This window comes from Nostoc sp. PCC 7107 (genome assembly GCF_000316625.1).
Taxonomy (GTDB): Bacteria; Cyanobacteriota; Cyanobacteriia; order Cyanobacteriales; family Nostocaceae; genus Nostoc_B.
The window spans coordinates 2,595,417-2,617,500 of the sequence record NC_019676.1; the positions used below are offsets into that span (position 1 = coordinate 2,595,417).

The 22,084-nt window shown below is 40.3% G+C and carries 16 protein-coding genes (1 of these 16 running past the window's edge); 7 read left to right on the forward strand and 9 right to left on the reverse strand.

The genetic code is table 11. The features are described 5' to 3' along the window. Positions 1-70: 70 nt before the first annotated feature. The 5 genes from rpsB to NOS7107_RS11030 form a co-directional block, all read right to left on the reverse strand. Entirely contained in the window at positions 71-865 is a 795-nt protein-coding gene (gene rpsB, locus NOS7107_RS11010; protein ID WP_015113049.1) for a 30S ribosomal protein S2, read from the reverse strand. 167 nt (positions 866-1,032) lie between these two features. Then, complete coding sequence (locus NOS7107_RS11015; RefSeq protein WP_015113050.1) at positions 1,033-3,384, reverse strand: DUF2610 domain-containing protein; 2,352 nt, start codon at positions 3,382-3,384, stop codon at positions 1,033-1,035. A gap of 288 nt (positions 3,385-3,672) precedes the next feature. Then, complete coding sequence (locus NOS7107_RS11020) at positions 3,673-4,557, reverse strand: hypothetical protein (protein WP_015113051.1); 885 nt, start codon at positions 4,555-4,557, stop codon at positions 3,673-3,675. Positions 4,558-4,625: 68 nt separating this feature from the next. Next, positions 4,626-5,219 (reverse strand): DUF1517 domain-containing protein, encoded by a 594-nt coding sequence (locus NOS7107_RS11025; RefSeq protein ID WP_015113052.1) that lies wholly within the window; start codon positions 5,217-5,219, stop codon positions 4,626-4,628. Positions 5,220-5,262: 43 nt separating this feature from the next. Then, positions 5,263-6,828, reverse strand: a complete 1,566-nt coding sequence (locus tag NOS7107_RS11030) for a pentapeptide repeat-containing protein (RefSeq protein ID WP_015113053.1) — start codon at positions 6,826-6,828, stop codon at positions 5,263-5,265. 114 nt (positions 6,829-6,942) lie between these two features. Between NOS7107_RS11030 and NOS7107_RS11035 the strand changes: the two genes are divergently transcribed. Together NOS7107_RS11035 and NOS7107_RS11040 are read left to right on the forward strand one after the other, a co-directional pair. Next, complete coding sequence (locus NOS7107_RS11035) at positions 6,943-7,782, forward strand: prephenate/arogenate dehydrogenase (protein ID WP_015113054.1); 840 nt, start codon at positions 6,943-6,945, stop codon at positions 7,780-7,782. A 301-nt stretch (positions 7,783-8,083) separates the two neighbouring features. After that, positions 8,084-10,456 (forward strand): glycoside hydrolase family 10 protein, encoded by a 2,373-nt coding sequence (locus tag NOS7107_RS11040; RefSeq protein WP_015113055.1) that lies wholly within the window; start codon positions 8,084-8,086, stop codon positions 10,454-10,456. A gap of 117 nt (positions 10,457-10,573) precedes the next feature. Here the strand turns inward: NOS7107_RS11040 and NOS7107_RS11045 are convergent, their stop codons facing one another. Then, on the reverse strand, positions 10,574-11,662 hold the full coding sequence (locus NOS7107_RS11045; protein ID WP_015113056.1) for an acyltransferase: 1,089 nt from the start codon (positions 11,660-11,662) through the stop codon (positions 10,574-10,576). Between the two features lie 698 nt (positions 11,663-12,360). Next, complete coding sequence (locus NOS7107_RS11050; RefSeq protein ID WP_015113057.1) at positions 12,361-13,071, reverse strand: mobilization protein MobD; 711 nt, start codon at positions 13,069-13,071, stop codon at positions 12,361-12,363. A 918-nt stretch (positions 13,072-13,989) separates the two neighbouring features. Here NOS7107_RS11050 and NOS7107_RS11055 point away from each other — a divergent pair. Further along, entirely contained in the window at positions 13,990-15,357 is a 1,368-nt protein-coding gene (locus NOS7107_RS11055) for an NAD-dependent succinate-semialdehyde dehydrogenase (RefSeq protein ID WP_015113058.1), read from the forward strand. A gap of 164 nt (positions 15,358-15,521) precedes the next feature. Then, entirely contained in the window at positions 15,522-17,165 is a 1,644-nt protein-coding gene (locus tag NOS7107_RS11060) for an acetolactate synthase large subunit (protein ID WP_015113059.1), read from the forward strand. A 217-nt stretch (positions 17,166-17,382) separates the two neighbouring features. Here the strand turns inward: NOS7107_RS11060 and NOS7107_RS11065 are convergent, their stop codons facing one another. Continuing rightward, positions 17,383-17,709, reverse strand: coding sequence for a hypothetical protein (locus tag NOS7107_RS11065; RefSeq protein WP_015113060.1), 327 nt, complete (start codon positions 17,707-17,709; stop codon positions 17,383-17,385). A gap of 329 nt (positions 17,710-18,038) precedes the next feature. On the opposite strand from NOS7107_RS11065, the gene NOS7107_RS11070 reads away from it, so the two are divergent. The 3 genes from NOS7107_RS11070 to NOS7107_RS11085 all read left to right on the forward strand — a co-directional run bounded on the left by NOS7107_RS11070 (position 18,039) and on the right by NOS7107_RS11085 (position 20,554). Then, positions 18,039-18,443 carry a DUF4112 domain-containing protein gene (locus NOS7107_RS11070; protein WP_015113061.1) on the forward strand — a complete coding sequence of 135 codons (405 nt, stop codon included), beginning with the start codon at positions 18,039-18,041 and terminating at the stop codon, positions 18,441-18,443. A gap of 87 nt (positions 18,444-18,530) precedes the next feature. Then, positions 18,531-18,764, forward strand: coding sequence for a Nif11-like leader peptide family natural product precursor (locus NOS7107_RS11075; RefSeq protein ID WP_015113062.1), 234 nt, complete (start codon positions 18,531-18,533; stop codon positions 18,762-18,764). 647 nt (positions 18,765-19,411) lie between these two features. Beyond that, on the forward strand, positions 19,412-20,554 hold the full coding sequence (locus NOS7107_RS11085) for a saccharopine dehydrogenase family protein (RefSeq protein ID WP_044500739.1): 1,143 nt from the start codon (positions 19,412-19,414) through the stop codon (positions 20,552-20,554). A 385-nt stretch (positions 20,555-20,939) separates the two neighbouring features. Here NOS7107_RS11085 and NOS7107_RS11090 read toward each other — a convergent pair whose 3' ends face one another. Continuing rightward, positions 20,940-22,084 carry the 3' portion of a sodium:proton antiporter gene (locus tag NOS7107_RS11090; protein WP_044499906.1) on the reverse strand. The gene runs 154 nt beyond the window's last position, so the window shows 1,145 of its 1,299 coding nt (coding positions 155-1,299); the start codon falls outside the window, past its right edge; the stop codon is at positions 20,940-20,942.

Sequence of the window (22,084 nt, forward strand, 5' to 3'; positions counted from 1 at the left end):
TCTATCTTACTCAGAACTGAAGAAAGTCTGAAGGATGAAGTTTTATTTTTCATCCTTCATCCTTCATCCTTTATTCCTCCTCTTCCTCGTCGGGAATTAACGAGTCAGAGTATTCACTTTCGTCGTATTCGTAATCTTCCTCGCCGCCTTCGTAATCTTCGTATTCTTCTTCTGCATCTAGCTGACCATGACGGCCTTCATAAATTGCATCCGCCAATTTGCCAACTATTAGCTTAATAGATCTAATAGCGTCATCATTTGCGGGGATAGGAATATCTACAACATCTGGGTCACAGTTAGTATCCAACATGGACACAATGGGAATGGAAAGTTTCTGACATTCTTGAACTGCATTATATTCCCGGCGTTGGTCTACAATTACTACAACGTCAGGGACTTTCCGCATGGTTTTGATCCCACCCAGGTATTTTTGCAGCTTTGTCATTTCCCGACGCAGCATTGATGCTTCTTTTTTCGGCAATAAATCCAGAGCGCCGTTTTCTTCGCGGCGTTCTAAATCTTTCAGGCGTTCTACTCTAGTTTTAATGGTTGCCCAGTTAGTGAGCATTCCACCTAACCAACGCTGGTTAATATAGTGAGAGCCACAACGAGATGCTTCTTGAGCAATGATTCCGGCTGCTTGACGCTTTGTGCCGACAAATAAGAATTTTTTCCCTTGCTCGGCTTGGGTTCTCATGTAGCTGTAAGCGTCTTCCATCAACTGGGCTGTTTGCACCAAGTCGATGATGTGTACACCATTGCGGGAAGTATAAATGTACGGCGACATTTTGGGGTTCCAGCGGCGGGTTTGGTGTCCAAAGTGAACACCTGACTCCATCATTTGAGCCAATGAAACGACTGGCATATATTCTTAACTCCTATTCGGGTTAAACCTCCACCCAGGTGTATTTTCTCAATAAGAAAACACCCGAACTCCTGGGTGTGCGGAATTTTAGACAACTCTACTAGGGTAACACAGTTATATTAATTGTGAATAAAAGCAATGATTTGATAGAGGTAGTTGCTTAGTCCCTACTTTTTCTGGTTGGCATTACTTAATGCATAGACAGTTAGATCTGCGAAAGAAACATTATTCTCTCGTGCAATCTTATATAGCTTTTGAAATGACTCAACGACATCCTTTGGAACTTCACAGCCTCTTGCTTTTTCTACCCAATCAAACTGGGCTGTGGTTGGGGGTTCATTAAGTTTCCAATCCCACACATACACATGGAAAGGAGACTTTATAGTTCCACAGGTTATTGGAACAGTAAAGCGCTTCAGATTACTGTTTAGAAGACCGACCCGATCCTCGATAGCTTTAACTAGCTGGGGTTTAGCTGGCTCTAATTTTTCCACTTTATATAGCTTCAGCAGGTTAGTATAAGCAATTTGTGCATACATCGGCCAGGCATCTTCGCTATCCGGTTTCGTTGTTTTTTCTAGTTCAAGAGCTTTTAGCCCATACTGTTCAGCTTTTTTCCTGTCTTTTGCTACCAATTCTCCCTTGAGATAAATATCTGAAAGATGAGCCGCCGCCCTCAATGAACCGTTAATAACAGCTTGCTCATAAAGCTGGATTGCTTCTTGAGAAGTCTTGGGAGTAACCTTAACCTTACCGTTTCTAATTAGGTCAGCCAATTCTACCCCAGCCATTTTAGAACCAAGGTTCAGAGCAATGCGGAAATACTTGGCCGCTTCCTCTGGCTGTGATTTCCCTAATCCTGTTGCACTTTCATCAACATATAGCTTTGCCAGCTCTACGGCAGCATCACTATTGCCCACAGATATGGATTTTTTGTACCACTCCATTGCCTTTGGCACATCCATTTTGACATAATCGCCATAACGATACATATCAGCTAAGGAATACATAGCATCGGATGAGCCTTTTTGAGCAGCCTTCTGAAAGTAAGCGAGTCTTTTTTCGCTGGCTTGTGCAAAGGTCTTGGTATCTCCTGCCTTTTGAGCTTTTTTTGCCTTTTCCCCATAAAGACGGCCGAGATTGGTTTCCGCCTCTAATGCTCCAACTGATAGTGCTTGATTGAAATATTTTTCTGCTTGGGTTATGTCTTGCCCTGAAACCCCTTCTCTTCCGTAGAGATAAGTTGCACCAATTTCCAACATAGCTGATGCGTTACCATTTTCAGCAGCTACCAACCACCAGTCAAATCCTTCTTTCTTATTGGGTTCAGTCTGTCCCCAACCCCAATAGAGTCGCTGTCCATAAGCAAATTGGGCGCGACTAAAGCCGCGGGTTGCCGCCCGTCTTAACCAATAGGCTGTTCGTTCTGAGTCAGCAGTAACTCCCTCACCAGCGTTGTAGGCAATTCCCAGTAAGTACTGAGCTTCTGCATCTCCACCCTCAGCAGCTTTTTGGATATCGTTGATCGATTTTGTAGCTAGGGTCTGCCTGAGCAATTTGTAGCCATCATTTACAATATCGTACTGACGTTTTTCAAACCCTGTTTCTAGCAACCGAGCTTGTCCAGAGACTACTACCGGATCTGCTAGAGCTTCACGGAACTTAAAGTTAAATAGCACTCCTTCCTGATAAGGACGCTGTTTCCCATCCGTGGTTTTCCTCACTTGCTCGTTTACTTGCTCGTAGACAGTCGGTAATGAAGAGCCAGGTTGAGAGATTGCTTTGGCAAAGGCTTCGCTAAAAGGGCTATTTGCCGCATCTTTATCTCCATCAAAAGCAACTTGACCGGGTGAAGCAGCAAACAAAATAAAAGTGTCGGGGCCACCAGGGTTGACATTCATCTTTGCTAGTCCAGCAGTCCCTCTACTACCCCGATGCCCTGGATTGAAAGGATTATTGCGACAGGCATCCAGGACGAAGATTACTTGAGAAGCCTTTGACTCACTTAGGTAGTTGAGAATACCAAGCTGTGCATCCATCGCCTGATCAATGAAGCCGGCCTTATTTGGAGCAGAAAGAAGCTTAGATTTAGCTGGAATCAGGTAGTTGTGTCCGTCAAACTGCACCCCATGTCCAGCAAAGAAAAATAAGGCTGTGACTTTATCACCAGAGCTATCTATCTTTTTTACGAACGCATCTCTAGCTTCTGTTAAAGCTCCTATCGTCGGATTGATCACCAGAGTTACTTCAAAACCTACTGACTCTAGTTCTCGCTTGACCAGTTTTGCGTCACTCACTGGCAAACCCAGAGGGTCTTCAGGATAGTCATCGATACCGACAACTAAGGCAAGGCGTTTTGATGCACTCAGTTTAACTCCCGGTAGTTTGGGAGTTATTTCTGCGGCTTGAGACTGATTAATAGCTATGGGGCATAATATTGTGGATACTCCTGATACAGCCAGGGAAATTACTAGTGCCAGGGGAGTCAACTTCAATTTACAGGCAGGAAGCAATAGCATAGCTTATCTTATCTCCAATCAACAGGGGAGGCAGCTAATGATGAAGTTGTGTGGTGGTGAGAAATATTGAACTCTTAGCGATCGCTCCCCGCTAAAATCTCTCTACACCTTTTACTTTCGTCAATTTATGTAATCATACTCAACCTGGCGTTAAATACGACAATATTTCAGAATTTGTAATTTGACTGGAAAAATCCGATAAAAAATGCGTAGATTGGATTTTACTCAGTACCCTTCAAAAAGCCAGCAAAAATCCAACCTACACAAATTTGACGTTAACTAAATTGATTAACGCCGTCTGCTACCAAAACCACCGCTACGGCTAGGACTCCTACTCCGACCGCCACTGCCAAAACTACTACCGGAATTACGTTTGGTAGTACTAGATTTACCTGATGGTTGCAGTTCGCTAGAACCAAACCCAGAACCGCTGGGACGGTTTGTAGTTCTGGGAGGGGTTGTAGTGCGGACATTAGAACCATTAGGAGAGGTATTTCTAATATTGCCTGTGGTACGGAAAGCTGTACGATTTCTCACCGCTGCTGGGGGTGCATTATAGCGGCTGCGATAGCTACTAACGGCTTGGTCATAGGTAGAACCGTAACCACCAAACCCATTTAACACTCCGCCTGGTTGATAAACAGGTGGCACATAATATTGGGGTCTAAATAACAGACTACCAATTGCTTGACCCGCGATACTCCCAGCTAAAGAACCAGCAAAGGGCGACCAAAAGCTGTTTTCTCTCCTGACAACAACGGTTTCTTGCTGTCCGGTTTGGGGATTATTTTGAGTTTGCGTAACGTTGTGGACGTACTCAATTTTGAAGTCTTCTGTGAGGTATAAAGCTGGCTGTCCGTTTTCTACTTTCAGGTAAGATTTTTTACCTGCTTTGATTTCTTCATCGGTCAGCCGTGCCATTTGCACATTTTCGGTGGTAAAGGTTGGGGGTTTACTATTTAGTAAAAACAGCGTGTATTCCCCTGTACTATCATCATAGGTGGCTTGTTGTACTTGATACTGACCATCACTCAATTTGGTGGCAGTAGAAGTTTGGCTAACATTGCGCCCTGTGGGAGTAGTTTGCTCTCCGCCCCCGCAAGCAACAGTTGTTATGCACAAACTCAAGGCTAAAACAACAACTGTAAATTTACGTAATATGGTCATGATCATTGCAGTATTGTCTTATCTCCGAGCTTAACAACTTCTTAAAATAGGTGGTGTGCGGACAACCCAACAATCTACAAAGGTATCAATTCTGGGTAATATTGCAACAGGTGATCGTTTGTTAGTTCATCGCCTAACTGTGCTGGCGAGAAATGCACTTGAATGGCTTTAAGTTTGTTTTTATAGTGCAGATTGATTAAGGCTCTTAAACCTTCTTTGAGTGCTTGAATATTCGATAGGTCTGTTTCTAACTCTGGGACTTCGCCTTCAGAAGCTACGGTAATTATCACTACGACGTTACGTGTAACTGGAATAGATAAGGGTTCATCAAAACCAGAGGGTGAGTCCCAATCAATATCAGCACCATATCTTTCGGCCGAGTCAGTAAATAATTCATTTACGTAATCGCCTGCTTCGCCTTCGCTCCAAAATACGTCGCCTTCGTTAGCCGCAGACATCCAATATTCATCGTAACGCAGCAGGGTTTCACTGAGTTCGACTAATACTTCTCCTAAAACCTGCAAGTCGCCCTCAGCATCAATTGCTTCTCTTGCAGCGTGATTTAATACGCCTAAAATTGGGGCGATATCCGACCCACCTAAGTGAATAAACAACCGACAGACTACATAGCGAGTCCGACCAACCATTCTGTTAAAGGTATCACGCATTTGCTGCCTCCAAAAATCCGTTTTTGGGAACATTGAGATTTTCTTATTCATTGATATAGTGAAAGCTTTTGAGAAAATCTACAACTATATTTAACGAAAGTGATGCAATTGTGGCGGTTTCAGTGGATTTATCAACGAGAAATGCCGCATCTAGTTGCGAGGTATTAATAAATTTTTTACCAAAGTAGGGGTTATCGTATACTGTCAATGTCTGGGCGCTGGAATTAGTCAAGATTGTTTGCGTAGGCGCTCGAAAGAAATTTATTTTCGCTGCTAATTCAAGATTTTTTTTCATTTGCCGTATAGTCTGAGCTTGACTAATAGCTTGTTCGATCAGGGTGGTCAATTGCTTCACCCGATGGGATATTTTTATATCTAAGTTGGATACATCTTCTTTATTGAGTATCTCTACCACTTGGTAAATGCTTTTGTGCATACTGTTGGCATCCCTAAAAGGGAGAATGGCCAGACAGGCTGTGGGTAATAATGCTTCATCGCTATCTACCCGGAATGTAAAAACTGTGCGGCGACGACCAATTTCCATACTGGGGGGTTGTTTGATGATGCGATATTCTTGAGCGATGTGGAAGTAAGCGCCAGCGAGGGCAAAATTAGCTTCTGGTTCGAGGGCCGCATCGACGATAATGCGAATAGTTGGCGGCGTTTCGTTAAAAAAGTCCCCTGGGTCGTCGGCTTCAAATTTTTGGATGATCGAGCGATCGCCTTTTGGACTAAGATCAACCCATTCACAAATCATTCCTTCGGTTTTTAGCCCAAATCGTGAGGCGGAATGCAGTTTAGCCCCGGTTAAGGTTGCGCCTGTTAAATCTGCACCAATCCATTCTGCTTTAATTAATGTTGCCTCTGTTAAATTTGCATGGACAAAACTGGTATTAGTTAAGTTAGCATTGCTTAAGTTTGCCCCCATCAAGTTCGCTCCACTCAATTTTGCGCCGCTTAAATCAGCCCAACTGAGATTTGCACCACTCAAATCAGCCCAACGAAGATTCGCCCCGCTTAAATCTGCACCGCTGAGGTTCGCGTGGGTAAGATTTGTTTGTTTCAATTCCGCATCACGTAAATTCGCCCCACTCAGGTCTGTTCGATGCAAATCAGCGGCGTTTAAGTTTGCCATTTCTAAATTCGTCCCAGCCAAAGAACTTCCTTTAAGACTAGCTTCGCTCAAATTAGCGCGACGAAGGTTTGCTTTGCGGAGTGTTGCTTCTCGTAAATCAGCATTACTGAGGTTAGCTTCAAATAAGTCAGCACGGCTCAGTTCTGCCCGAATTAACTCAGCACGTACCAAAGAAGCACCTCGCAATTGAGCGCGGCTGAGGTCAGCACGAATCAAGTTTGCCACATTCAGACTGGCATAATTCATGATTGCACCGACAAAATTTACACCACTCAGACGAGCGACATTTAACTTAGCATGGCTCAAATTGGCATCGCTGAGATTTGCTCCACTCAAATTCACTACACTCAAATTAGCTTCGCTGAAATTTATTCCGCTGAGTTTGGCACCACTCAGGTTCGCTTCGCAAAGTTCGATACCGCTAAAATTTGTAACCCCTGCTGCGTATTGTTCGAGTAATTCCTCTACAGTCATTGATGCTACCCATAAATATAAGTTAAAAGTTAAAAGTCAAAAGAATTAAATTAGTTTCCTTAGTTGATAAAGTATGCAGAATATTAAGTGAAAAATACGCTGACAAAATCAATTATGAATATTGGTATTTTAGGTTTGGGTTTAATAGGCGGTTCTTTGGGTTATGATTTGCGATCGCAAGGTCATCATGTCTTGGGAGTAAGTCGCCGTGAATCTACCTGTCAAACAGCAGTAGCTCTTGGTAGTGTCGATGAAGCCTCTGTAGATATGAGTTTGTTAGCAGCCGCAGATATTATTTTTGTTTGTACGCCTATCGCCCTTATTGTTCCCCAAGTTGAACAGTTAATTACACATCTTTCTGCTGCTACGATTATTACTGATGTTGGTTCTGTGAAAGCACCGATAGTCCAGGCAATTTCTCCGCTGTGGGCAAGGTTTGTCGGCGGTCATCCAATGGCGGGAACAGCAGATAGTGGGATAGAAGCGGCGCAAAAAAATTTATTTGTGGATAGACCTTATGTACTGACACCAGATGCAACAACACCCAAAGATGCGATCGCTATTTTAGAAGAAATTGTGCGATCGCTGGGAGCTAAAATCTACCATTGTCAACCAGAACAACATGACCGTGCTGTGAGTTGGATTTCTCATTTACCTGTGATGGTGAGTGCGGCGTTAATTACTGCTTGTACGGGCGAAAATGACCCAGAAGTTTTACAGTTAGCTCAAAATTTAGCTAGTTCTGGTTTTCGAGATACTAGCCGTGTCGGTGGTGGGAATCCTGAATTAGGCTTAATGATGGCACGCTATAACCGCCAAGCATTGTTAGGGTCGTTGCAACATTATCGCCAAAATATCAATGAATTTATTAATTTGATTGAACAGGAAGATTGGATAACTTTAGAAGCAAAGTTGCAATTAACACAACAAGCAAGACCTTTGTTTACAGATTAGGAAGCTTTACAGGAATGAAGAGTGCTGAGTTTACAGCCCACAATTCAGCGTGGTATCAAATTTCTCCTGACAAAAAGATTCCACCCACAAGGGGAGCTACTGCGGTGGAAGGATTTCCCAGCATAAAGGAGGTTTAAATTGTTCTGCATAGATACACAGAATACGGACGAGTCTATTACTTGGCACTATTCAACTCTTAACTGCGTCATTTGCCTCAATCAACTAAATGTACGTTAGTTTAACTGGTGCAGCTATCAAATGTTATAAATAAACTTTGTATATTCCATATAATTACGTACTAATGTTTACTTATTTTCGTTATAAAGGCTTACGAATTAAAGCTTGGGTAGTTAATAAATTATTAATTACCGCCGTGTGCAACTTTTTCTCAAACCTAACCCCCAACCCCTTCCCTTGTAGGGAAGGGGCGCAAAAATTAAAGCCTCTCTCCGTTGCGGGGAGAGGTTTAGAGAGGGGTTTTAAACATCAGTCGCACATCGCGTTAATTGCATTTAGGCAATCTCCTTTCAGCCAGATAAATTGGTGGTCAATTCAGCGTCTTCTACCAGTTTTGTTTGCAGTCTCATTCACCGCTGTGGTGCTGCTACACAACTTCAATCCTGCAACTGCTCAAATACCTCCGTCACCCCGTCAAGAAATTCGCGGGGTTTGGCTGACTAATAATGACTTCGACATTATGAAGTATCAAGCCAAAGTCCAGGAAACTATGGCGCAATTGCGGCGGTTGAACTTTAACACAGTCTATCCCGTAGTTTGGAATGATGGTTATACAAAATATCCCAGTGCGGTAGCACAACAGTTAGGTATTCCTTTTTTCTTCAAGGGTGCAGAAGGACAAGATGTAATTGCTGACATTATTACCCAAAGCCGTCGCCAAGGGTTACTAGCTATACCTTGGTTTGAATTTGGTTTCATGGTTCCTTTGACTTCAGAACTAGCGTCGGCTCATCCGAATTGGCTGACACAAAAGCAGGATGGTACACAAACCTCAATTACAGCTGCGGGTGAAGTAGCTTGGTTTAATCCTTTTCACCCAGAAGTACAGAAATTTATTACTGACTTGGTAGTCGAAATTATTAGCAAATACAACGCTGATGGAATTCAATTTGATGACCATACAAGTTTGCCTGTGGATTTTGGTTACGACAGTTACACGATTAAACTATATACAGACGAAACCGGAAATCCACCTCCTACTAACCCTCAAGCTCAAGCATGGGTGCAATGGCGGGCAGATAAAATCACAGCTTTCATGTTAAAACTCAATCAAGCGGTAAAGCAGATAAAGCCTAATGCCATTATCTCGGTTTCTCCTAATTACTATGACTTTGCTTATAAATTTCAACTCCAAGACTGGCTCAACTGGGTAAGGTTGGGTATTGTAGATGAGCTTGTTATGCAAGTTTACCGCAATGATTTAGAAGCTTTTACTAGTCAAATTACCCGCCCCGAAATTATAGAAACACAGCAATATATACCTACTGGGATAGGGATTATGGCAGGGTTGAGAAATCGCCCAGTTTCTTTGTCACAAATTCAGTCTCAAGTACGGGCGGCGCAACAACGTGGTTTAGGTGCTGTGTTTTTCTACTACGAAAGTCTTTGGGATTATGCACCAGAACCAGTGGCGCAGCGACAGGCTGGATTTTTAGCGGTCTTTCCTAACCCTGTTTTGCGAGATACTTCTCAATTCACACGCCGCCAGCCTACTTTTGATACACTAACGGTTCCTTTATATACAAAGGGTTCTGTTAGTCAACCAGGACGAGGATATTTTTTAGAGGTTTCTGTGGCAGGCGATCGCCCAAAACGTGTTTTATTAGATACAGGATCAGCAGGTTTAAGAGTTCCCCAGGAATTTTTAGGCAATGCTCCCATCCGCAAAACAGGGCAAATTGTCAAAGAAGTATTCAGCGATGGGACTATCTTAGAAGGAGAATTAGTTTATACCACCTTCAAGATAGGTTTACTAGCAACGGCAGAACCTGTTCCCGTACAGGTCGTTACTAGCCGCAAATGTACTCCTCAAAAACCCAATTGCTCGGCAAAAAGTGGTACAGCATTCTCTGGAATTATCGGTGTCAACTACTCTGAACGAACACTTCCTTATAATCCATTGAGAAAACTTCCAGGAAATTTAAGTAATGGATTGATCGTCGCAGGTAATGGTGGTAGTAACAATAACGGTAGCCTCACTCTTGGCTTAACAGCTAAGAATCGAGAAGGCTTTAAGATGACTTCTCTGAAACAGCAACCCGCAATTGATGGGATACCTGGTAACAGATGGGACTCTCGGCTCATTGGAGTTTGTTTAACGATCTCTGGCAGTTCTATGAAAAATAACTGTAATAGCAGAATGGTCACTGACACTAGAGCTAGAAATGGTTTTGTGGAATTTAAATCGGCTTCTCTAGCAGGGAAACTCAAACCAGGAAGCTTACGCCGTGAAAATGCTGTGAAGGTAGCTATTCCTAAAATTTTGGACTACAGTTTAGTACCAGGCAACCGTGACGGGTTTAATCTATGGAATATTAATATTTCTCCACAAGCTGCATATCCCGTATTTGTAAATAGTGGGATTGGATTTTTTGACAAATACGATGTCCTGTTTGATTCAATTAATGGGCAACAGGGTTTTCGTATTCGTAGCTAAATGCGCTAAAAGGAGTATTATGTCACCCTTTAATTAACAATACATGAAGTGCACACAGGGGTGGAGAAATAACTATTTTACCAAGAGTATTCTAGCTACTTTTATACCTTATGAGACTCAGTTATAGATAGATAATTGAAAAGCGTTGGATATGAGCTTATCCAATTTTTTGCGTATATTTATGAAAGGTTTTTCTATTAAATAAAAACTTAAAAAACCTAGTATACATGAACCTAGAATGCTAAAAGACAAGTATAAATAGACCGGCAAATTATTGCCGAAAATACTATACAGTAGTTGTTGAAAAGGAAACGAGTAAATATATATACCATAAGATATATCAAAAGGAATTTTGAATTTAAAACAATTAAATCCATATATTACAATTATTGCCACTAATATAGGGGCTACAGAAGTATAGCCACCAAATCTGAGGAGGAGAATAGTAATAATTAGAATAAATATCACGCCTTTCAAATTAATATGTAATTCTTGTCTATAAATATATAGTAAACAACCAGTTATATAAGATGTATATGCTTGGATTAAATTAAATGAACTAAGCATTATAAATGTTGGGCCATATACTAAATTATTACTTTTTAGTATAAGAAGAGAAAATATACCAATGAAAACTCCCAATAAAATTATTCGATTCTCTCTAAATAGTCCTAAAGATCCAGCAAAAAGTGTGAAGGCATAGCATATTACTTCTGGAAATAAACTCCACAAACTTCCGTTTAAAGACTCTTTATATGCAGCATAATCTAGGACGTAAGCAATATTCCACTGTTTGATTGCAATAAAAATATTCCTGACGACGTATGAAAGTGATTCATTCCAAGAGAAAGCAGATAAAGAATGATTGTTTACAAAATAGATAATTGGAGCGATAACAAAAGACGTGAATAACAAGCAAATCCAAAAACCAGGAACTATTCTGAAAAAACGATGATATATAAAAATTAAAGGATTACGATAACGTTCAAAACTTGCAGTAATTAAATATCCACTTAAGGCAAAAAAACCTATAACTCCAGTTTCACCTAGATTAAATGGTGATTTAAAGCCCATTACTTTAGCTAGAGGTTCACCAAATCCATAACCGCCGATAAGATATCCATGCGTTGTAACTACAAAGATAGCGAGTATCAATCTAAGTAAATCAAAAGCATTATTATCTTTGGAAAGTTTATTAATACCCATTGAATATTCTCTTAGGAGTGACTAATTAATTAAGATTGAAAGTCCAAATAATTGTTCTACACTGAACAATCTGCCGTTAAAAGTCTTAGGGAAAGAGAGTATGAGATTTCAAAGCTATGTCTTTAATAAAGATAGCTGAACTAGGTTAATTGGGGAGCATCTTATCAAGCTTTTGATTAGCTTTTGCTTCAATTGATAAGCGAATACTTTAATTTTAATTCCTCAACTTGCCAAGTTTTATTATTGTTTAAAAGTTAAATAAAAGCAACTAATTTACAGCATATTTACTGAAAGATTATCTTGTTCGTAAAAGCCATGCTATTAACCTAATCCGATCAGTTATTTAAATATGTGCGACCTAGCAAGTTGGTTGCGACACATTGATACATGAAAGCTTGACCATTAAAGCATTTGAGTAAGTAAACAGACTTTTTCTGGACTTAATTTTCTTATTTGCGCCCTATTTGATAAGTAAATACCTACTTTTATTTATTAAACATAGAATTTAATCTATGTAATACGCGAATAGTCTTGTGGCGATGTACTAGAGGGTGAAGTTATGACGCGACTGTCAGAAAAATTAATGCCTAACACACCGTATTATTATGCTGCGGTGCATTAGGCTGAGGGCATAACACTAAAACTACTTGTGTTGTGCATAAATGGAGAGCCAGAATGATCATGACAATTGAATCATTTCAAGCTTGCTTTACTTCTTCATACCAAATACCAACTTTTTCAAACGCAGCGTAAGCCAGCTTGAGAAAATGTACGACTCGCTGTTTACTCAAAATACCAAATTCTTTATATTCTCGTGCTTCTGAAAAGGTCATACGAGTTTGGTCAATGATATTTCTTTCTTTGTATGCCAATTTGGGAAAATCCACAACTTGAACGTTATGCTTCTGCACTAACTGCTGCATATTCGGGTCAGAATCAACGTGTTCCCAGTCGTCACACAGTCCACAATTTCTGACGAGGATATGGGGAACTTTATCACCATAGCTATTTATAGACTGGACAAACAAATTTAAGCTGTCATAGCCCCCTGTAGTTACAAACCACTTACAAAAACTTACTCCTTCCGCGCTTCCTAGTTCGAGTAACTGGTTTTTATCAATCCAGTTTTTGACGGCGCGATGGCTTTGGGCTGCGAGATTGACAATGACAGGCTTAGACATTGCCATCTCAAAGATTCTATCGGCTTTGTCGGCTTGGCGTTCATCTTCGGTAAACACAGCATACTGACACATACCTTTATAAACACCAGCCACATCAGGATTTGATCTATCCGTCTCTATGGGTACAAAGGGAATTTTTTTATCCAGACAATATTGAATCATTGTCCGAGTGACTAAAGACTTTCCTACCCCACCCTTTTCACCATCGATTAAATGAATTGTTGGCATAATAGCTACCCCTAATACTGTTTGAAGTTATAGCAGAAGGCAGAAGGAAAAGTCTTACTATTCCTGGCATTCAAGCTTTCAAGTTGTCCTAACATATCTGACTACATCTGTATTTAAAATATTTGCGTGTGCTTTGGCAGCTTTTGCTGTCTTCCGCTGCAACTTTTATACCATCTGTTGAGAAATACTGCTGGTTTTTAGTGAAATTAGCGTTTATTTATCAGAATTCTTTTCTAGACTTTTTGCTTGCTATGTCATCGGTTAAGCTGAAAATTTAAATAATCCTAGCATCAAAGGCTGACGAGCTTTCGATACAAACTTTTACATTAGCCTTTGGAGAGAAATTGGCGAAATAAACCCAGAAAAAGCTGAAAAGAGGTGAATTGTTGTGTTATTTATGCTCTAGTTAAATTTACTTTGGCAAGACAAAACGCTTAAATTTTTGCGATAGGAATCCTAGTTTGATTTTTGAAAAAATGCAGTAGATATTTCTTCTTTCCTGGTTCGCCGTTTCTGATTACCCATTTTTATGAGTAATTCAGAAGCCAAGTCTGATTATTATAGTAGCGCTTTCAGTTTTTCGGTGCTATCGTAAAATCCTGGCTTTGTCTCAGGTTATTTGCTCGATTATTTGCCGATCGCGCACAAAAAAATCATTCATTAATGGCACAATAGCTAGTAATTTTTGCCTAGTAATTGCATTAAAAAAATATTGCTGAATACGTAATTTTCTCTTGAGAATATTTACCTAAAAATACAGTCAATCATTGTATATATTGTTATATGTTTAATTGCGAAATTGTAATATTAAGTGACCAATTTTAAAGGATAAGTCTACAATTTTGATGGTAGCTTCCATAACTAATTTGTGTAAAAATAGGCGGCTACCTCAAGCTATTTTTTAACGGGGGTCAGGCAATGGCTATCGCCACCATCAATCCCGCCACTGGGGAGACGCTCAAAACTTTTGAGCCACTCAACGATGCTGAAATTGCCGCTAAATTGGATTTGGCAAATCAAGCTTTTGAGCAATACCGCAAGACTAGTTTCTCACAGCGATCGCAGTGGTTACAAAAAGCTGCACAAATTTTAGAGCAAGAAAAAGCCGACTTTGCTAAAGTCATGACGCTGGAAATGGGTAAACCATATAAAGCTGCGATTTCTGAAGTCGAAAAATGTGCCGCGGTTTGTCGCTATTATGCCGAAAACGCCGCTGATTTTTTGGCTGATGTTGTTGTGAAAACTGATGCTAGTCATAGTTTTGTCCGCTATCAGCCATTGGGGATAATTTTGGCAGTTATGCCGTGGAATTTTCCCTTTTGGCAGGTGTTTCGCTTTGCTGCACCGGCGCTGATGGCTGGTAACGTGGGTTTATTAAAACACGCGTCGAATGTACCTCAATCCGCTTTAGCAATTGCAGAGATTTTCCAACGGGCTGGTTTTCCTGAAGGTGTCTTTCAAACTTTATTAATCGGTGCGGCAAAAGTTGCCGATATTATCGCTGATGAGCGAGTAAAAGCGGCAACTTTAACAGGAAGTGAACCAGCGGGTGCATCTTTAGCCGCCACGGCTGGTAAACACATAAAAAAAACAGTTCTGGAATTGGGAGGAAGTGATCCGTTTATTGTGTTAGCTAGTGCTGATGTAGAAACAGCAGTGGCTACAGCTACCGCCGCACGAATGTTAAATAATGGGCAATCTTGTATTGCAGCGAAACGTTTTATTGTGGAAGATGCGATCGCTGATCGATTTGAGAAGTTGCTATTAGATAAATTCCTGGCGTTGAAAGTCGGTGATCCGATGCAACCAGATACCGATTTAGGGCCACTAGCTACACCAGATATTCTCCAAGATTTAGATCAGCAAGTCCAAGTTGCTAAAAACAGTGGTGGAAAAGTCTTGACTGGTGGGTATCATATTTCAGACCGTCCAGGAAACTTTTATCCACCGACTATCATCACAGATATTCCCCTGGACGCGCCGATTGCCCAAGAAGAATTTTTTGGCCCGGTAGCTTTGTTATTCCGGGTTCCAGACATTGATGCTGCAATTAAATTGGCAAATGCTACACCCTTTGGGTTAGGTGCAAGTGCTTGGACAAACAACGACCAAGAACGCGATCGCTTGATTGCCGAAATTGAAGCTGGTGCAGTCTTTATCAACGGTTTGGTCAAATCTGACCCCCGTTTGCCTTTTGGCGGTATCAAACGTTCTGGGTATGGCCGAGAATTAAGCATTCAAGGCATACAAGAGTTTGTCAATGTTAAAACTGTTTGGGTGAAATAGTCGGAAAGTCGGAAATAGAGAGTGGGGAATAGGAAGGCAAAAATCAAAAGGCAAAAGTTAAAAGAAACCTAGTTTTTTACCTTTTTACTTTTTACTTGATGCCTATCTAATCCTCTCTCTCCACTCACCACTTTCTATTTCGTGCATCTTATGAGGAAATTAAAATGAATACAGCAGAATTATTAGTCAAGTGTTTAGAAAATGAAGGAGTCGAATATGTTTTTGGACTCCCTGGAGAAGAAAATTTACACGTTTTAGAAGCGTTAAAACATTCTTCCATTAAATTTATTACGACTCGCCATGAACAAGGTGCGGCTTTTATGGCCGATGTCTACGGACGCTTAACCGGAAAAGCTGGGGTTTGTCTTTCCACTCTTGGCCCTGGCGCAACCAATCTGATGACTGGTGTGGCGGATGCAAATCTTGATGGTGCGCCTTTGGTAGCAATTACTGGGCAAGTGGGAACCGATAGAATGCACATTGAATCCCACCAATATTTAGATTTAGTGGCGATGTTTGCCCCTGTAACTAAATGGAATAAGCAGATTGTTCGCCCAAGTATTACACCAGAAGTAGTAAGGAAAGCCTTCAAGCGATCGCAAACTGAAAAACCCGGCGCAGTCCATATAGATTTACCAGAAAATATTGCCGCTATGCCCGTTGAAGGTAAACCTTTGCGCCGAGATAAAATTGAAAAAACCTACGCCTCTTTTGCCAGCATTCGCGCTGCCGCCGCGATGATATCCCAAGCAGTGAATCCCCTAATTTTAGTTGGTAATGGTGCAATTCGTGGTCAAGCTAGTGATGCCGTGACGCAATTTGCCACGCAAATGAATATACCTGTGGCGAATACATTCATGGGTAAAGGTGTAATTCCTTACACTCATCCTTTAGCTTTATGGTCTGTGGGATTACAGCAACGGGACTTTATTACCTGTGGCTTTGATAATACAGATTTAGTCATTGCGATCGGCTATGATTTGATTGAATTTTCTCCAAAAAAATGGAATCCTGAAGGCACAATTCCGATTGTGCATATTAGTACGGCTGCGGCGGAAATTGATAGTAGTTATATTTCCAATGTAGAAGTCATCGGCGATATTTCTGACTCCCTATCGGAAATCTTAAAAGTAGCCGATCGCCAAGGTAAACCTAATCCTTACGCCATCACCTTACGCGGCGAAATTCGGGCTGATTATGAACAATATGCCAATGATGAAGGTTATCCCATTAAACCGCAAAAATTAATTTATGACTTGCGGCAAGTTATGGGACCAGATGATATCGTTATCTCTGACGTTGGCGCACATAAAATGTGGATGGCGCGTCATTATCATTGTCATAGTCCCAATACTTGTATTATTTCTAACGGTTTTGCGGCGATGGGTATTGCTATTCCTGGTGCTTTAGCCGCTAAACTCGTTTATCCCAACCGCAAAATTGTTGCCGTGACTGGTGACGGTGGCTTTATGATGAATTGCCAAGAATTAGAAACAGCTTTGCGTGTAGGTACTCCCTTTGTCACCTTGATATTTAATGATGGTGGCTATGGCTTAATTGAATGGAAACAAGAAAACCACTTTGGCAAAGGTAATTCATCCTTTGTCCATTTTGGTAATCCTGATTTTGTCAAATTTGCTGAAAGTATGGGTTTAAAAGGTTATCGAGTGGAATCTAGTCTCGACCTCATACCTATACTCAAAGAAGCCTTAGCCCAGGATGTACCAACTGTCATCGATTGTCCGGTAGACTACAGAGAAAATCGTCGCTTTACTCAAAAAGCTGGTGAGTTGAGTTGTGGCGTTTAGTTAATGCTGAGTTAGAAAATGTATTGGCATCAAAAAGCATTTGACTTAACGCCCTAACATGCTCTTGACTTGATACAGTATTGCAGCCTCATACACCTTGTTTTCTGACTAATAAATGAGGCTGCTATCAAGTGTTTTCCCAGCCAATACTCAACATTACATTTAGTTAAAAAAATAATTTAGCAGTGTATTTTTAGTAAATTAATGAATACCTAATCTATCTTGTTTGATTTTGCAAATTGCGTAATTGATCTACTAGATAATCTTCTAGTTCTTGTTTTTCTCTACCACTAGCTCTGCGTTGATAAGTTCTACCTGTTTCTTGAATAAACTTGCGCTTCTCTAATTGAGAACCTTTAGATTTACTGCCTGATTTTTGCAAATTTTTTTGTAATTCTTCCCAAGTTTGTTCTCCAATACTTTCACCTAGTTTTTGCAATGCTTGGGGTAATAGTGTTTTTGCTTCTCTGTGGAAATCTTCGTCTGTTTCTAGGGCATTTAACTCTATATTACTATAGTCAATATCAATTTGAAATTTACTCATTAATTTTTTTCAAAAAAACAACTTATTAATTATTGCATACAGTCACAGATTTGAAATGATTTAACAATCAAGCAGTAGCCAAGTTGGTTAGGATATCGGTAAATAATGAAACTTAGACACCAAGAGGCTTTTAACTTTGTTACTGCGATAAATTCAGTCTAGCAGGGCGATCGCCTACTCAAAACTCTGCAAAATCTTTATCAATTTAAGTAGGGAATAAGCCAGAAGCAGCATCAAGAAACATAGATGTGTCTAGTCATTCTTTCTCAGGATACAAGACATATCAATGAAAATAATGCACATTATAAATAGTGCGGAGATCATCAATTATGGATGCTGTTAAACGCCTAGCTACTCTTGAACGTATCCGCAGACTTAGCCGTCTGATGGATACATCTATACGCATACCTCTGCTTGGTTTTCGCATTGGATTAGACCCCATTATTGGTCTGGTTCCAGGTGCTGGAGATTTCATCAGTACTGGATTTTCGGCTTACATTATATTTTTAGCTACCCGCTTCGGTATTCCTCGCCAAGACTTAGCCAAAATGATTTTTAATGTTGGTTTAGAAGCTGTAGTTGGTAGTGTACCTTTAGTGGGTGATTTGTTTGATGCGTTCTATAAATCCAATATTCGCAATTTGGCAATTTTAGAGCAACATCTGACAAAAGTTGCACCAGAATCTCAAATAGTATCTGGTGAAATTGAGCAAAAGGAATTGAGCCGAGTTTAAGATTGAGATTTTCACTATTCTGGAAAACTAGAACAGTCTTAATTAACACATTCAAGCTTGACTATTTAATATAGGAGATAAGCTATCATGGCAACGCAAAATGCGGCAAAATTTTTTCAAGCAGTGAAAGAAGACCAAGCATTTCAGCAAAAACTCAAAGCTACAGCTAATCCAGAAGCATTTATTAAGATTGCTAAAGAAGGTGGCTATGATTTTACTGTTGAAGAACTAGAGGCTGAAATTGATAAGTTATCGGCAGAAGATTTAGCTGCTATTGTTAATCCAGGGTGGGGGCCTAGACGGCACATTAATCCTAGATAATTCTGGAAATGACAAGCTAAAAGTCTATACAAAAAGACTAGATACTTGCATAGGCTTTTACCTGGAATTATGATGCCGAACGTGCCTGGGCTAAGTCACGTATCAGCAAAGTCCTAGAGTAAATGTAATCCGTTAGGCCAAGAGTTTCTTCAGAATCCAGGACTTTATTGCTCTCAATCTTTCCTAATAGCAGTTTAACCAAATCTTTATCGCTAAGTCCCAGGAGTGTACTGCTTTGGGTTTGTTCCACTACAGCCCAAAGCTGACGTAATATTTTTGAGTTCACAAGGCATATCTTCATGACTATCGCTCCTGGCTTGAATGAACACAGATCACTGCTGATGACAATCTAAAGAAAATATTAAATTATTTAGTTCTGCCAACATCTGCAATATTACAAAAACTTATTAAATATATGTATACTTACATATTTGACAAAATTTGTTTATTAAAACAACCCTGATTGACTGAGACGGTTTGATGGCGGTCTCTTTTATTTATAATTTTATACCGAGTCTTTACAAATAGCCGAAGTGCGTAAATGCTGTACATATCTTCCTATATTGGTAGGCAAGTCATCCTTGTAACCGATGACAAAGACAATGATCAACTGGTCAAATACAAGTAATGTTGCCCATACCGGAGTAATGACAGACCGCGTTTTAATTCTTGGAGGAAGGGGGCGAATTGGTAGCAGTGTCGCTCAAGATATTGCTAACCATACGCAAGCCAGAATTACCATCACTGGGCGTACTCCAGAGACGGGAAGTTTGCCCTTAGCAGAACGAGAGCAGTATTTAACTTTAGACTTGGCAGAAGTTGATAAACTGCGGGAAGCGATCGCTAACTCTGATTTAGTAGTTCACTGTGCAGGCCCGTTTCACTACCGTGATGCCGATGTTCTGAAATTTTGTATTGAACAAGGCGTGAACTATATAGATGTGAGCGACCACCGTTCTTTTACCAGTAAGTCTCTTACTTATCATGAACAAGCTGTTGCTGCTGGGGTAACAGCCATAATTAATACAGGTATATTCCCTGGCATATCTAACAGTATGGTGCGTCAGGGTGTGGAGCAATTTGATGAAGCCGAAAAAATCAAGCTGTATTATTTAGTAGCTGGTTCCGGTGGTGCTGGTATCACGGTCATGCGGACAACTTTTCTCGGCTTACAACATCCTTTTGAAGCTTGGATAGATGGCAAATGGCAGGAAGTCAAGCCTTATAGTGAAAGAGAACTTGTTGATTTTCCCCATTATCAACGTAATGGAGTTTACTGGTTTGATATGCCAGAAACCTTTACCTTGCCTTATGCCTTTCCTTCAGTTAAAAGTGTAGTTACTAAGTTTGGTTCATTTCCCGATTACTATAATCATCTGACCTGGATTGCAGCACATATTTTTCCCAAGTGGTTAATGCAGCGTAATGGCATGATTGAATTCTTATCTCATGTCAGCCATACTATGACAGATTTTACTAATCGTTTCAGCGGTATTGGTGTAGCAGTCAGGTCAGAAGTTACAGGCAAAAAAAATGGCTCAACAGGCGTTTATGCTTCTACTGTATTGCATGATAATGCTGCTTTAGCCACTGGCTGTGGTACTGGTACTGTTGCTCAATTAATTCTTGAAGGTAAACTTCATAAACCAGGAGTTTTACCTGTAGAAAATGCCCTACCAACAGATTTATTTACTCAGGTGATGGATAGTCGCGGAATTAAGATTGAACATACCTTTTTAAAGTACCCTGAACAAGTGATGAGTTCTCACGGCAAAGACTCAGCGACATAACAGGACAAAAGCGGCGATCGCTGCACAAATATTCGCGCGATCGACTTAAAATAATATTCTCAAAGCAAACGTCCTGATACAGTTCACACCCTCCGCTTGTCAAATGTATCACCTTAAAAATGAAACGGTCTCTGCAAATCATCTTCAATAGAAAACCCCACGGGTGCTGTGGGGTTGTTTTATTAGGGTCTCTTATTATAGTACTATAGTACTATACTTAAGTAAAATTTGCAAGTACTTTTTTTCTTATACCATCTCGCTAAAAATCTCTCCAACTCTCATTCCCTGATGTACTCTGCATCTCTGTAGTATCCTCTACCATACGGGTTCTCCTGTAGAGTACAGGAGTCTAAATTTTTCCGTTAACTGTTGATTATGTCTGCGTTTACTCAAATTCATCAATAGTAGAAGCCGGTAGAGGTTGTTTCTGTTTGGCAATATGAGCCTCATACCAAGTCATTAAGGGAGTTGCACTAATTCCATGTACAATTACTGACACAACAATAGTCGTGTAAGTTATCCAGGCAATTTGTTCAGCAGCTTCTCCCTTGAGACCGTTACCAAAAGCATAGGCAAGATAATAAAGGGAACCAACACCACGAATTCCAAACCAACCAAATAACCAGCGAGTTCCAGGGTGTAAATTGCGGCGATGGGAACTAAATGGATGTTTACTGATTGTGCTGACCCATGCACCTAAAGGTCGTATAAACACGAATAATAAAATAATTACTACTAAAGATTGGAAAGCATAATCAAGCATAGGCTTGAATAGTAAGATTGAGCCTAACAATAGAATTGTGCCAACTTCTAACAGCTTTTCTAGTTGTTCAATAAATTCTAATTGAGCCAATGGTTTTTCTGGATTGCGATAACTTCGTTGCACGACTAAACCCGCTACAAATACTGCCAAAAAACCATAACCATTCACAAATTCTGTTAAAGAATAAGTCAGTAAAATGATACTAATACCAACAAAATCTTCCATTAATTTATCAGCAGAACGGCGCTTTTGGAGATTTTGATCAATCCAGACGATTACTTTAGGAACTAAAATACCCATCAAGATTCCTGCTGCAATCGCCCAAAATAAATCTATCACGATCCATTTTTTAAACCAGTTGTGCCAATTATCATCTTTTAAAGCATAAATCCCAAAATAAACAAAGGGAAAAGCTAAGGCATCATTTAATCCACCTTCTGATGTTAAACCAAAACGTAACTCATCTCTATCATTAGTATCAGTCAGTTGTACTTCTGAGGCTAACACCGGGTCAGTAGGTGCTAAAATCGCTCCTAATAATATAGCTTCTCCCCAATTCATCCCTAAGAATAACTTGCCCACAACAGCCAAGCTAAAAATTGAAATTGGCATTAATAACCCAATCAGGCGAGATGTAATCCCCCAAACTTGAAAATTTAGTGGACGAATAATTTTTAAGCCACAACCAAAAACCGAAACAATAACTACTAATTCGGAAATTTTTTCTAATAATTCGGCTTTAAATACATCATCCCGACGTAATTGAA